Source organism: Candidatus Nanosynbacter sp. HMT-352, from assembly GCF_022819385.1.
In the GTDB taxonomy this organism is placed as follows: domain Bacteria; phylum Patescibacteriota; class Saccharimonadia; order Saccharimonadales; family Saccharimonadaceae; genus Nanosynbacter.
In genome coordinates this window covers 607,599-620,333 of the sequence record NZ_CP089290.1, presented here as the reverse complement: position 1 = coordinate 620,333, position 12,735 = coordinate 607,599, and the positions used below count along the sequence as shown (strand labels likewise).

Genomic DNA, 12,735 nt, shown 5'->3' with positions numbered 1-12,735 from the left:
TTATCATATACAAGACCCTTTGGCGACGCTAGATTGCGTCCAATGTATCTATAATTTTTTCAAATTGTTTTCGTTTAATCTGAATACGATTGCCATTCATAATCAGCCAATTTGCATTTTTATTTTCCTCTGCCAAGCGTCGTAGCTTGTTTTCGCCAATACGAAAATATTTTGACGCTTCTTCAATGGTTAGGGTATAACGTTCCCAAATAGGAATGTCAGTCTGCTTCATAAAATCCTCCTTTCCAAATCACTTATTTGGATTTCATAAAAGTTGTTTTACCAGCAATCGAACAGCTTTAGCAAAGCTCACGGGAGTTCCACCCCTGCATGGTTCTCATGTAGCCATACTCATTGCCTGCGACGGTTTTATCACGCTCGGACTATTGACTGTATGGGAGTATCATTATCACGATAAGAATGTCGTTGCAGGCAATCCTGCTAAAGATTGCTTCTCGGATCACTAACATGAATCGCTCGCTATCTTTATAAGATAGGTCATGGCGGTTAGTTCCGTTGGCTCTTTTCTTATCGAAACGTATTCGATTACTTTTATTCAGTTTTCAAAGAACAATGGCTCGTTAGCCTATCAAAACACATTGAAAGCTCAATATGCTTTGGTGGAATAACAAACCTCCCTGTTCGGGAAGCGTGGAATGGTTTAGCACGCTTCCACGAAAGGAGAGAGGATATTACTTAATTTCAAATGACAAAATCTTTGTAATCAGTCTGGTTTCCATTCTTCCACGTAAGACTTCATCAACGACCATACTTTGATTGCCATATTCATCTTTCATAAGTCGTAGGGAACGCTTCGTTATGTACCCTCTGTAATGATGTAGAATCTGGTTAATCGCTTCGGTATCGCCATCTGTTGCCTTTACAATGAGAGGAAAGGGAATCATAGGATATTGTGTTTTCATTCTTCAAATTCCTCCATAAACTTTTTAATTAAGGCTAGTCCACTGGTTCTATGCCGATAGACAGTAGAACGGTTCAATTTCAACAGGTCTGCAATTTCTGAATCGCTCATGTCCATAAAGTAAAACAGCAGTAGAATTTCACGTTTCTTGTCTGGCAACTCACGTAATGCTTCACTCAACAAATCATTTTCAACGCCTACTGATAACCCATTGAGTGTAAAAATCTGAAAGTCAGTTGAATAGTTATCTGTTGTCGCAAACTGGCTAACAAGATAATCGCCAACATCCGAAAAGGACACCTCACGCTTTGCAATCCTTGAAAGATAAAGCATATAATTCTTTCGCTCGTCTTCCATAGCACGTTTACAGATATAGTCAAACTGATTTTCTATTGTGGTCTGAAAAGAAGATGGTTTCATGTTTCTCACCCCCTTTCTGTCTAGGAAAGGAAGTGAGCCTTGCTCGTTTATCTCCTTTCACTCTTAGTCCCAATGTGAAAGGGGGATTTGTTGCATTACTGATAAATAAACTTTGTAAAAAAGTTCTGAATAGCCAAAAAAGCATATAAACAGATTTATTTCTCTGTTTACATGCTTCTGTTATTCTATCTATATGATTTATAAAACCACATTGGTGGACGTACTTATCTATTGCAGATAGACGACTTTTTTTGACAAGAACCCAATGTAAGGAAATTTATTGTATATGATGTACTTCATGGCGACGTTGACCTCCAACAAACCGCCATTTGGAAGTAATATACAATATTTTAACAGCGTAAATAGCACTACCATATAACGGTTTTTTTATTGGCGTTTAGTAGTGCTTTTTATTAAATATAAACCTATAAACCATATAACACGTTTTTCTATACCTGTTTTTAATTCAGTAGGAACAATAAAATGTATAGAGGTGGTCTACTATGCGTAAAAAAGAAGATAAATATGATTTTAGAGCCTTTGGTTTAGCCATTAAAGAAGCTCGATTGAAACGAGGTTTAACTCGTGAACAAGTGGGAGCATTGATTGAAATTGACCCACGGTACTTAACTAATATTGAAAATAAAGGGCAACACCCCAGCATACAAGTTCTTTATGACCTTGTATCGTTACTTCATGTTTCCGTTGATGAATTTTTCTTACCTGCTAATAACTTGGTAAAAAGCACCCGACGATTACAGATAGAGAAATACATGGATAGCTTTACAGACAAAGAACTATCCTTAATGGAATCTTTAGCCAGCGGTATCAACGAAGCAAGAAACATCGAAGACTAATTAAAAGAATCCATACATAACGGAAAGAGCCGATAAAATGAGATTGTATTAATCTCATTTTATCGGCTCTGCGTCTTTGCGTCTGGCTCTGTAATCACAGTTACTTTGAACTGCTTTATTTCAATTAAATTTTCTTGTCTGCATTTCGGACAATAGAGGGGGAATTTTTTTAATTCAGTATCTTCCCTTATCTTTAATCGTGTTTTATTTCCACATACAGGACACAATATCCACTTGTAGTTTATAATAACTATCTCCTCCTTTACACTTTAATTCAAATCTTTATTAAAAAATATTTCATCTTATTTAACAAGAAACCATATTTATATAACAACATAAAATACACTAAGTTATTTTATTGAACATATATCGTACTTTATCTATCCGACTATTTGGACGACGGGGCTGGCAAACAGGTTCACCGGTAGTAACATGGTACCCTTTTAACTCTGTTAAACAAACACTACGTCCATTTGTAAAGAAAGTTAAATCACTACGATATTCTTGAATACACCGAGCAGGGATTTCTCCACTAAGAATGACCTCATTATTTTTCAATTGAGTGTCTACGATGTTCGCACAATATTTAGGAGCATCGTTGTATGCTCGTGAAAGATATTCCTGTGGCGCATAAATTTTAAAACTAAGATATGGCTCTAACAATTCTGTTCCAGCTTTTTTTAAGACTTGTTCCAATACAATAGGAGCAAGCATCCGAAAATCTGCTGGGGTACTAACAGGGCTATAGTATAAGCCATACTTAAAACAGATTTTACAATCCGTCACATTCCAACCATATAATCCTTGTTCGCAACCATAGCGTATCCCTTCCATAACTGCATTTTGAAATGATTGATTTAAGTATCCAAGAGAAACCGAGCTCTCATACTGCATTCCACTTCCCAACGGAAGCGGTGATACAGATAAACCAATGGAAGCCCAGAAAGGATTTGGCGGCACTTCGATGTGAATGGTATATTCTGCATTTTTTAACGGTCTCTCCATATAAATGACTGTAGGCTCTTTTAGTTCTATCTCCACATGATACTTTTCTTGCAACAGTGCACTAATCACTTCCATTTGTACTTTCCCTAAGAAAGAAAGTATAATTTCATGTGTCGTAGAATCCACGTAATATCGTAGAAGCGGATCACTATCTGAGATTTCCAAAAGGGCATCAAGCAACATTTCTCTCTGTTCAGGTTTACTCGGTTCAACAGTTGTTTGTAGTAGAGGGTGCGGATTTTCAATCTTTTTTCTCTGTGGCAATAGTTTTGTATCTCCAAGAACACTATTTAACTTCAAAAACTCATTTTGCAAAATAACAATTTCTCCAGAATAAGCTCTATCAATCTTACATAATTCACCATTTATTGAAGTATACATTTCTGTAACTTTTATTTTTTCTTTTTCTGATACTCTAACCGAATCTCGTAAATGTAGTACTCCACTATAAAGGCGTATATATGCAAGACGTTGTCTTTTTTTTGTATATTCAATTTTGAAAACATTTCCGCAAAGTTCAGACGGACCTCGATGTGTTGATGAATAAAATTTATTCGTAATCACTTCTATAAGGTTATCAATCCCTATATTGTTTTTTGCACTTCCGTGATAAACAGGGAACAGGGAACAATTATGAAATCTTATGCTTTCCTCTTGTTCGAGTTCCAATGCTTCTAATGATTTACCGGACATATATTTCTCTAAAAGGTCATCGTTTCCCTCTATTACCGTATCCCATTGTTCAGATTCGGTAAAGTTCGTCACACACATATTAGGATACAGTTCTACCTTCTGTTTGATTACAATTTCGGCAGAAAGTTTCTCTTTAATATCCTGATAAACCGTTGATAAATCAATTCCATTTTGGTCAATCTTATTGATAAAAAAGATTGTGGGAATCCCCATTTTCCTAAGTGCATGAAATAATATACGAGTTTGTGCTTGTACGCCATCTTTTGCAGAAATCAGTAGAATTGCCCCATCTAAAACTGATAATGAACGATATACTTCTGCTAAGAAATCCATATGTCCTGGCGTGTCTATGATGTTCACCTTCGTATTTTCCCACTGAAAAGAGGTTATTCCTGTCTGAATTGTAATTCCTCTCTGACGTTCTAAAAGCGTATTATCCGTCCTCGTTGTACCTTTGTCCACGCTTCCTAATTCTGTAATCGCTCCACTGTTATATAATAAGCTTTCTGTTAAGGTAGTTTTTCCTGCATCAACATGAGCTAAAACTCCAATATTAATAATTTTCATGTGATTTTCCTCCATTCAAAAACCCAAAAGGGCATAAAAATCCCAGTGATAAATACTTTTATCACTGGGATTTTTATGCATAACCATAGGTATACAAAGCATACAGATATTCTCTGGATACTTTAGAATCACATGATAAAGGTATTCTTAAACTGGGTACAAAAAACTAAGCCCTCCTAAAAAAGGACATCTAATTATTTGTTCCCGCTATCAAATTGACAGTTTATTTAAGAATACCTTGCCGCATATTTATTAACTCCTTTTAAATAGTCACTTAAATAATAGCACGTAAGAGCATATTTGTAAAGGAATCTCCAATTTTATCATAAAAATCCTGCAATGACTTCGGATAGTGTTCGTCGGGCGCATCGTACAGGAACGTATCCTGCAGTAGCTTCTTCTGCTCGAGCGAAATATCATTAAAAAACTCTGGGTGAAAATCATAAAACCATTCTAGACGAGTTTGTAGTTCTAGATATATATCGTAGTTCATAGTTATATTATAATTCAAGAAATGACCCCTCTCCGAGTGCGAAGAGAAGGTGCCCTTGGGAATTATCTCCCGTTTGTTCAAGGACGGTTGTATTTTGCCCTGGAGCAATTTACCTTGGTTATTTATAGTTTTCTAAGGTCGATTACTTGCCAGTAAAATGATATAATTATATCAGTATGAAAGTTAGCTTAAATCTTATAAAACAATTGATTAATTTTGAGTTGCCGCCAGTTGATGAGCTAGTGTCGCGTGTCAATCAGCAGCTTGGTGGTGTCGAGGAAGTGATTGACCTGAAAGCCAAATATGGTGGCGCGCGCATTGTGCGAGTTGTTGAGTGCGAAAAGCATCCGAATGCGGATCGTTTGAGTGTGACTAAAATTGACGATGGTGGCGTAGCGGACGTCCCAAGGGATGACAATGGTTACGTGCAAGTGGTTTGCGGTGCGCCGAATGTTCATGCTGATATGTGGGCAATTTGGTTGCCACCAAAAAGCACCGTCCCAGCGAGTTTTGATGACGCTGAGCCGTTCGTGCTGGATGCGCGGCCGCTGCGTGGAATCTTAAGCCAGGGTATGCTGGCGGCGGCTGATGAGCTGGCGATTGGTACGGATCACGAGGGAATTATCGAGATTAATGAGTGTGATATTCCGGCGGGCGTCACGCTTCAGGCTGGCGCAAGTTTTGCGGAAGTGTTTGGGCTGGACGATTACGTGCTGGAAATTGAGAATAAGATGTTTACGCACAGGCCGGATTGTTTTGGGCAACTCGGTGTGGCGCGTGAAATTGCTGGCATTTTTCATCAGCAGTTTAATAGTCCTGACTGGTATAATGCTATTCAAGAATTCGCAGATAGCGATGGTTTAGAGCTTGAAGTGTTTAATGAAGCCAATGGGCTTGCGCCCGCATTCTCTGTGATTGCTATAAAAAATGTAGATATCCATTCAAGCCCGTTGTGGCTGCAATGTCAATTAGTCGCAATGGGCGGAAAGCCTATCAATAACATCGTTGACGCGACAAACTACGTGATGTTTATGACGGCGCAGCCGACTCACGCTTATGATTACGACAAGTTGCGCGGGCATAAACTTGGCGTGCGAATGGCGCACGATGGCGAAAAAGTTGGTTTGCTTAACGGCAAGGAATATGAATTGACGGTTGACGATATTGTGATCGCTGACGGCGAAGGTGTGATTGGGTTAGCGGGAATTATGGGCGGCGTTAATACGGAAGTTTCGGCTGAAACGAAGAATATTGTCCTTGAATGTGCCAATTTTGATATGTACGCACTGCGACGTACGGCTATGCGCCACGGAATTTTCACTGACGCCCTGACCAGGTTTAACAAGGGGCAATCGCCAGCACAAATTGACCCTGTCTTAAAATGGTTAATTGGTATGGTTGGTGGTGAGCAAGCTAGCCCTATACTATTTAAGAATCATTCTTCATTGCGACAAGTGTTGGTCGATGGCAAGCACTGGCACGGTGGATTGTTGATTCCTAAAAGGTTTGTCGAAGAACGTCTGGGTGTTGATTTTGCCGAGAATGAGATTGAGACACTACTAAAGAATGTTGAATTTATCGTTGACGATGGTAATAAATATGGCGAAGCTGGCGTGATGGTTTACAGTCCATTTTGGCGAACAGATATTGAGCTTCCTGAGGATGTTGTTGAGGAAGTTGGGCGATTATATGGCTTTGATAGATTGCCGCGTCATTTGCCAGAGCGAAGCATCAAGCCTGCTTCGAAGAATGAGCGTCGTGAATTGAAGCAGAGAATTCGCCGAAGTTTGTCGCGAGCTGGGGCGAACGAAGTTTTGACGTATAGCTTTGTCCATGAGCGAGTTTTGAAAAATTCCGACCAAGATCCGAGCCGTGCGTATCGCTTGAGTAACGCGCTTAGTCCAGACTTGCAATATTACCGAATTAGCATTTTGCCTAGTTTGCTGGATAAAGTTCATGCCAATATAAAATCTGGACATGACGAATTTATGTTGTTTGAAATTGGCAAAATTCACGATAAGAAATTAGGATTTAACGATGAGAATTTGCCGATTGAAAAGACTTTCATTGACGGAGTTTATGCGAATAAAAAACCTCAAACTGGCGCGCCGTTTTACAAGGTGAGAAAAAATGCTGAAAGGCTGATGAAAGATTTGAGTGTTGAGGTTGATTTTGTGAAGATTGCGGAATCTGACAGCGACGTTCCGGCGCCATTCGATGCGAAACGCAGTGCTTGGATTGTGGCGAATAATGGCGACAATTTGGGAATTGTTGGCGAGCTGGCTTTGTCTGCTCGACGTAACTTCAAATTGCCAGATTACACCGCGGCGTTTTCTATTGATATTGAAAAATTGCAGAAAAATCTGAGTAAAAATCAGGGCTATAATTACCAGCCGTTAAGTCGTTTTCCGTCGACTGCCAGAGATATTTCATTGAAAATGGATTCGAATGTTGATTATGCGAAGGTTTATGCTTGCGCTGAAGAAGTTGCGAAAAAACACGGTGAGTTACAAATTAGCATAACGCCGATTGCGATATATCAGCCAAAAAATGACGATTCGACAAAAACTGTAACTTTGAATGTAAAATTTACGAGCGCCGAGCGGACGCTGGAAGATAAAGACATTGCGCCGATTATTGAGGAGATTGCCGCGATGGCTGCGGAAGAATTCGACGCCGCTCAGGTTTAACGTGATTTGTTGCGCTTGATAAAAATTGCTATAATTGAAAGGTAAATAAAGGAGGAATATGGCAACTACAAAAGGCCAGAGAATAGGTATTTGGGTTATTGCCGGCATGATGTTTTTGGGTACCGTTGGCGGATTTGTCGCTATGATGGTGGCGCCTGGAAATGAAGCCAAAGACCAAGCCGCGTTTAAGAAAGCTCAGGATGAATATACCAAGGCTACTGACGAACGGAAAAAGAAAGTAGAGGCTCGGACTAATGAATTGAGTCAAAAATATTACGGCAAGTTTTCTGAGTTTAGCTCACGAGTTGGCGCGTTTGAAGCTGGTGACGTGAAAGAGCTTATTAAGGAAGATTTGGTTGAAGGCGAAGGTGCTGAAGTTAAGGACGACACCAAGTTGGCTGTTTATTACATTGGCTGGAACGCTAAGGGTGAGATTTTCGATCAATCAATTGCTGACGGCAAATTGAAAGCTCCTCTCAATATGGATGGCCCGGCAAATACTGCAGTCATTCAAGGCTGGAAAGAGGGTTTAATTGGTATGAAAATTGGCGGCGTGCGTGAATTAACAATTCCAGCCAACAAGGCTTACGGAGACAAAGCTCAGGGTGATAAAATTCCTGCAAATTCTCCACTTAAGTTCGTGGTGATGGCTATTGAAAAGCCAGCCGATATTCCAGAGCCAGAAATGCCAGAAGTGATGAAACAATATTATCGATCGCGAGGTTTCAATGTCTAAAGATGTTATTATTGTTGGCGCTGGTCCAAGCGCGTTAACGGCGGCAATTTACTTGTCGCGCGAAGATGTTGACACGACGTTATATGAGCGTGGCGTGGTCGGCGGAATGGCGGCGATTACTGATCAAATTGACAATTATCCTGGATTTGCTGAAGGTGTTACTGGAATGAAGTTGGCGTCTGAATTGCAACAACAGGCGGAGCGATTTGGTGCGAAGATTGAGTATGGTGACGTGACAGAATTGAAGCAAGTTGATGGCGAATTGGAGCTGACAATTGACGGTCAATCTGTCCGCGCGAAGTCAGTTTTGCTGGCGACTGGCTCGAATCACCGCAAATTAGGCGTTCCGGGCGAAGACGAATTATATGGTCGAGGCGTGCATTACTGTGCGACTTGCGACGGCGCGTTTTATCGTGATAAGAATCTAATCGTTGTCGGTGGCGGAAACTCAGCAGTGCAAGAAGCGATATTTTTGACGCGATACGCTAGCCATATTGATCTGTTGGTTCGCAGTAAATTGCGTGCTAGTGACATTTTGCAAAAAGATTTGCAGAAGTATGTCGATGATGGAAAAATTACCGTTCACATCGGCGCAACGACTGATGAAATTATTGTCAAGGACGATAAATTTTACGGCGTTAAATCGACCCAAAACGGCGAGCAGAAAGAATTTACTGCTGACGGATTATTCGTATTTATCGGGCTAATTCCGAACACGCAATTCCTGACAAATTCGGACGTTGAGTTGGATTTAGGCGGACACATCATTACTGACGAACACCTGCACACTAATATTCCTGGTGTTTTTGCTTCTGGCGATGTGCGCTCGGGGGCAACTATGCAAATCGCTTCGGCGGTTGGTGAAGGTGCGGTGGCGGCGCTGCAGATTCGTGAATATTTACAAGAAAAAGCCAGAGAGGAGTAAAAAATGGCAGATTTTAATCAAATTTTAACACCTGGTGATGTCGAAAATGGCATCGTGAATGTAGTTGTTGAGATTCCACAGGGATCAAGTCATAAAATTGAGTGGAACCGCGAGCTTGCAGTGATGCAGTTGGACCGTGTTGAGCCAGCTATTTTCGCAAAGCCAACAAACTACGGTTTCATTCCGCAGACTTTGGATGAAGATGGCGACGAATTGGACGCGCTAATTATCACCGACGAACCGCTGACAACCGGTATTTTTATGGAAGCAAAAGTTATCGGCGTGTTGGAATTTGTTGACGACAATGAAGTTGACGACAAGGTTATCGTTGTGCCAGCCGACGACCGAAACACTGGCAACGCAATCAACTCACTAGAAGACCTACCTCCACAATTGTTGAAGCAAATTGAGCACCACTTCAATCACTACAAGGATTTGAAGAAGCCTGGCTCAACAGTAGTCAAGGGATTCGGCGACGTAGAAAGAGCAAAGCAAATCATCCGCGAGTCAATTACTCGTTGGAATGAAAAATAAATCGCGTTTGATTATTGATTAAAACCGAGAGACTGGCGAGCGTTACTTGTGTCGGAAGAACGAGGAAACGCCGCCAGTTAATTGTTGTAAGATGCCGTTTGAGTGGGATAATTGTAAGCGTAATTTATCTTTGGCGTGTGGCGTAATTATGACGTCTCGCCAATCTGGTTTTGGACGAGCGGACTTGCTTGTTAAGACTTCAATTGTGTCGCCGTGCTGTAATTTGTAATTGAATGGCTTCATTACGCCATTGATCTTAAATCCACTTGCGCGCGCCGCAATGTCGGAGTGAATTCGGTAGGCATAATCCAGGGGAAATGCTCCGCGAGGCAAATCGTAAATGTCGCCCTTTGGTGAGTACACGAAAATCCTATCAGAAAACAGCTTCATTCGGAATTTGTTGGAGTCGAATCGCTTTCCTTCGCTAATTAAAGCGGCGGCTTCTTGAAGCTCGCGAATCCATGACAAATCGGCTGGCATAGTTCCGATTTTTCCTTTTTTATAGGCGTCGGTCAATTTTTGCTCATTATAATGGAAACTAGCCGCTAATCCACGCTCGGCGTATTCGTGCATTTCTTTGGTTCGAATCTGGAATTCAACAATTTGCCCACTTGGTGTTTGTACGGTTGTGTGAAGACTTTGATAGCCATTTGGCTTTGGATTGGCAACGTAATCCTTAATCCTCTCGTACATCGGCTGATACATATCATGTAAAATCCCCAGAACCAAATATCCAGTCGATAAATCATCGACAATTATTCTTAGGGCAATCAAATCATAGATCTTATCAATATCGCCAACTTTGTCCAATTTCTTAAACAAGCTATAAACGCTCTTAACGCGTCCGTCCATCTGGAAAACCAGCTTTTCTGCCTTCAGTCGCGCTTCAACTTCGCGGCGAACGTGATCCAATTTTCGTTGCGATTTTTTCAGTCGACTGTCCATTAAATTTTTGGTTTCTTGAAAAGCTTTCGGCATCAAATATCTAAAGCTCAGCTCCTCCAATTGAACACGAACTCGTCCCATATTTAAGCGGTCGGCCAGCGGCGCAAAAACCTCAATTGTCTCTCTGGCAATTTTTTTCTGCTTTTCTGGCGTCATAAATTGCAAGGTTCGCATATTGTGCAGGCGGTCGGCTAGCTTGATAATTATCACGCGCACATCTTCACCCACGGCAATCATCAACTTGGTCAAATTGTCCTTCGTGTGTGGTAAATAACTATCCAAATTTCGCATTCCGGCACGAGCTTGTGAAACTTTAGTTACGCCATCCACCAGAAACGCCACATCGCGTCCAAACAAACTTTCCAAATCGTCTAAAGTTGCGTCGGTATCTTCGACTGTGTCGTGCAGAACTCCCGCCACGACCGTATCAATATCCATGCCCCATTCAATCAGAATTCCCGCCACCGCCAATGGGTGATTGATATAAGGTTCGCCACTTTTGCGCTTTTGTCCGGCATGCTTTTCCGTGGCGTAATCGATTGCGCTCGCTAAAACCAATACTGGCACTTCGTCGTATTTTTGCTTAGCAATTGACAATAACTCTTCGCGCGTCATGTTTATATTATACAACTTTGTAGTATAATTAAGAAAAGCTAAAGCGAAAATATCTAACAGGGAGGGCGATATGGCTGTAACGAGAATAGCAATTAACGGCTTCGGGCGAATCGGACGCAATGCGTTTAAGATTGCTAATGAAAGAAGCGATTTGGAGATTGTCGCTATCAATGATTTGACTGACACAAAAACATTGGCGTATTTGTTGAAGCATGATAGCAATTACGGCGAGTACGGACGTCAAGTTGATTTTACGGAAAACGAGCTGATTATTGAAGGTAAGTCGGTTAAGGTGCTGGCTGAGAAAGATCCAGAAAATCTGCCGTGGCGAGATTTGGGAATTGATGTGGTGATTGAATCAACAGGATTTTTCACTGATAAAGATGGCGCGGGCAAGCACTTAACAGCTGGCGCAAAACGTGTAGTTATCAGTGGTCCGACGAAGTCTGAGGGAGTCGATACAATTGTTTTAGGAACTAACGATGACAAGGTAAAAAACGCGACGCCAATCGTGTCTAATGCTAGTTGTACGACTAATTCTTTGGGTGCGGTTATGGCGATTTTGGACGCAGAGTTTGGTGTCGAAAAGTCGATGCTGACAACTGTTCACAGTTATACGGCCAGCCAGAGGTTACAGGATGCGCCATCTAAGGATCTCAGGGAAGGTCGTAACGCTGCTGAGAATATGGTGCCAACTACGACTGGCGCTGCAATTGCTGTAACTAAGACCTTGCCGCAGCTGACTGGAAAATTCGATGGACTTAGTGTGCGCGTACCGACTCCAGTGGTGTCGCTTAGTGATGTGACGGCGCTTCTCAGGAAAGATGTGACTGTCGAGCAAGTAAATGAAGCCTTCAAAAAAGCTGCACAAAGTAATTTTTACCAGGGTATTCTGGGCGTTTCTGAAGAGCCTTTAGTTAGTCGCGACTTCATTGGTAATTCGCATTCTGGGGTTGTCGACTTGCCGCTGACGAAGGTTGTTGGTGGTAATTTGATCAAGGTTATGGTTTGGTATGACAATGAGTGGGGCTATTCCAACCGGCTGGTTGAATTAGTGGCGGATGTGGCGTATTATCTGAAAAAGAGTGAATAAGGCCATCTTCCAAAAAGGAAATAACCCCGCACCGTGGTGGTGCGGGGACGCCGGAATTTGGCGCTTTTACAGAATATTTATCTTAGCGCGCCTTCTGCTGGCGCGGCGCCTCAATCTTCTCCGAAGCAGGACGAAAACCTCTCGTCCTGCCTCAAGACTTCGAGTGACGGACTCCTCACGAATGAGGGTTCGTCAGAGATATCACTTCCCGGAACCTCCGCATAGATTGCGTCGGTTTGC

At 41.6% G+C, this 12,735-nt stretch carries 14 protein-coding genes and 1 pseudogene; 7 read left to right on the top strand and 8 right to left on the bottom strand.

Annotation, left to right across the window (positions count from 1 at the left end; translation table 11 throughout):
- Positions 1–28 precede the first annotated feature (28 nt).
- Positions 29–232 (bottom strand): excisionase, encoded by a 204-nt coding sequence (locus tag LRM44_RS03265; protein ID WP_000814511.1) that lies wholly within the window; start codon positions 230–232, stop codon positions 29–31.
- Between LRM44_RS03265 and LRM44_RS04175 the strand changes: the two genes are divergently transcribed.
- Positions 216–467 (top strand): hypothetical protein, encoded by a 252-nt coding sequence (locus LRM44_RS04175; protein ID WP_001845478.1) that lies wholly within the window; start codon positions 216–218, stop codon positions 465–467. The genes LRM44_RS03265 and LRM44_RS04175 overlap by 17 nt on opposite strands.
- A 225-nt stretch (positions 468–692) precedes the next feature.
- Here LRM44_RS04175 and LRM44_RS03260 read toward each other — a convergent pair whose 3' ends face one another.
- Together LRM44_RS03260 and LRM44_RS03255 are read right to left on the bottom strand one after the other, a co-directional pair.
- Positions 693–923: a helix-turn-helix domain-containing protein gene (locus LRM44_RS03260; protein ID WP_000857133.1), complete on the bottom strand. Its 231-nt coding sequence runs from the start codon at positions 921–923 to the stop codon at positions 693–695.
- Positions 920–1,342, bottom strand: coding sequence for a sigma-70 family RNA polymerase sigma factor (locus LRM44_RS03255; RefSeq protein WP_000804885.1), 423 nt, complete (start codon positions 1,340–1,342; stop codon positions 920–922). The genes LRM44_RS03260 and LRM44_RS03255 overlap by 4 nt, the downstream gene beginning before the upstream one ends.
- Before the next feature lie 503 nt (positions 1,343–1,845).
- Here LRM44_RS03255 and LRM44_RS03250 point away from each other — a divergent pair.
- Positions 1,846–2,199, top strand: a complete 354-nt coding sequence (locus tag LRM44_RS03250; protein WP_001227347.1) for a helix-turn-helix transcriptional regulator — start codon at positions 1,846–1,848, stop codon at positions 2,197–2,199.
- A gap of 59 nt (positions 2,200–2,258) precedes the next feature.
- On the opposite strand, the gene LRM44_RS03245 is transcribed toward LRM44_RS03250, so the two are convergent.
- The 4 genes and pseudogenes from LRM44_RS03245 to LRM44_RS03230 form a co-directional block, all read right to left on the bottom strand.
- Positions 2,259–2,426 carry a cysteine-rich KTR domain-containing protein gene (locus LRM44_RS03245; protein WP_000336323.1) on the bottom strand — a complete coding sequence of 56 codons (168 nt, stop codon included), beginning with the start codon at positions 2,424–2,426 and terminating at the stop codon, positions 2,259–2,261.
- 118 nt (positions 2,427–2,544) lie between these two features.
- Positions 2,545–4,464, bottom strand: coding sequence for a tetracycline resistance ribosomal protection protein Tet(M) (gene tet(M) / locus LRM44_RS03240; protein WP_000691727.1), 1,920 nt, complete (start codon positions 4,462–4,464; stop codon positions 2,545–2,547).
- A gap of 15 nt (positions 4,465–4,479) precedes the next feature.
- Positions 4,480–4,527 (bottom strand): annotated as a pseudogene (locus tag LRM44_RS04215) (tetracycline resistance determinant leader peptide); the annotation flags it as partial.
- Positions 4,528–4,738: 211 nt separating this feature from the next.
- Positions 4,739–4,957, bottom strand: coding sequence for a hypothetical protein (locus LRM44_RS03230; RefSeq protein WP_243803732.1), 219 nt, complete (start codon positions 4,955–4,957; stop codon positions 4,739–4,741).
- A 176-nt stretch (positions 4,958–5,133) separates the two neighbouring features.
- Between LRM44_RS03230 and pheT the strand changes: the two genes are divergently transcribed.
- The 4 genes from pheT to LRM44_RS03210 are packed head-to-tail and all read left to right on the top strand — an operon-like array spanning position 5,134 to position 9,842.
- Complete coding sequence (pheT, locus tag LRM44_RS03225; protein ID WP_243803731.1) at positions 5,134–7,647, top strand: phenylalanine--tRNA ligase subunit beta; 2,514 nt, start codon at positions 5,134–5,136, stop codon at positions 7,645–7,647.
- A 58-nt stretch (positions 7,648–7,705) separates the two neighbouring features.
- Positions 7,706–8,383, top strand: coding sequence for an FKBP-type peptidyl-prolyl cis-trans isomerase (locus tag LRM44_RS03220; protein ID WP_243803730.1), 678 nt, complete (start codon positions 7,706–7,708; stop codon positions 8,381–8,383).
- Positions 8,376–9,308 carry an NAD(P)/FAD-dependent oxidoreductase gene (locus tag LRM44_RS03215; protein WP_243803729.1) on the top strand — a complete coding sequence of 311 codons (933 nt, stop codon included), beginning with the start codon at positions 8,376–8,378 and terminating at the stop codon, positions 9,306–9,308. The genes LRM44_RS03220 and LRM44_RS03215 overlap by 8 nt, the downstream gene beginning before the upstream one ends.
- A 3-nt stretch (positions 9,309–9,311) precedes the next feature.
- Positions 9,312–9,842 carry an inorganic diphosphatase gene (locus tag LRM44_RS03210; RefSeq protein ID WP_129744642.1) on the top strand — a complete coding sequence of 177 codons (531 nt, stop codon included), beginning with the start codon at positions 9,312–9,314 and terminating at the stop codon, positions 9,840–9,842.
- A 42-nt stretch (positions 9,843–9,884) separates the two neighbouring features.
- On the opposite strand, the gene LRM44_RS03205 is transcribed toward LRM44_RS03210, so the two are convergent.
- Positions 9,885–11,402: a RelA/SpoT family protein gene (locus LRM44_RS03205; protein WP_243803728.1), complete on the bottom strand. Its 1,518-nt coding sequence runs from the start codon at positions 11,400–11,402 to the stop codon at positions 9,885–9,887.
- 70 nt (positions 11,403–11,472) lie between these two features.
- Between LRM44_RS03205 and gap the strand changes: the two genes are divergently transcribed.
- A complete protein-coding gene (gap, locus tag LRM44_RS03200) occupies positions 11,473–12,495 on the top strand; it encodes a type I glyceraldehyde-3-phosphate dehydrogenase (protein WP_243803727.1) in 1,023 nt (340 codons plus the stop codon).
- Positions 12,496–12,735 lie beyond the last annotated feature (240 nt).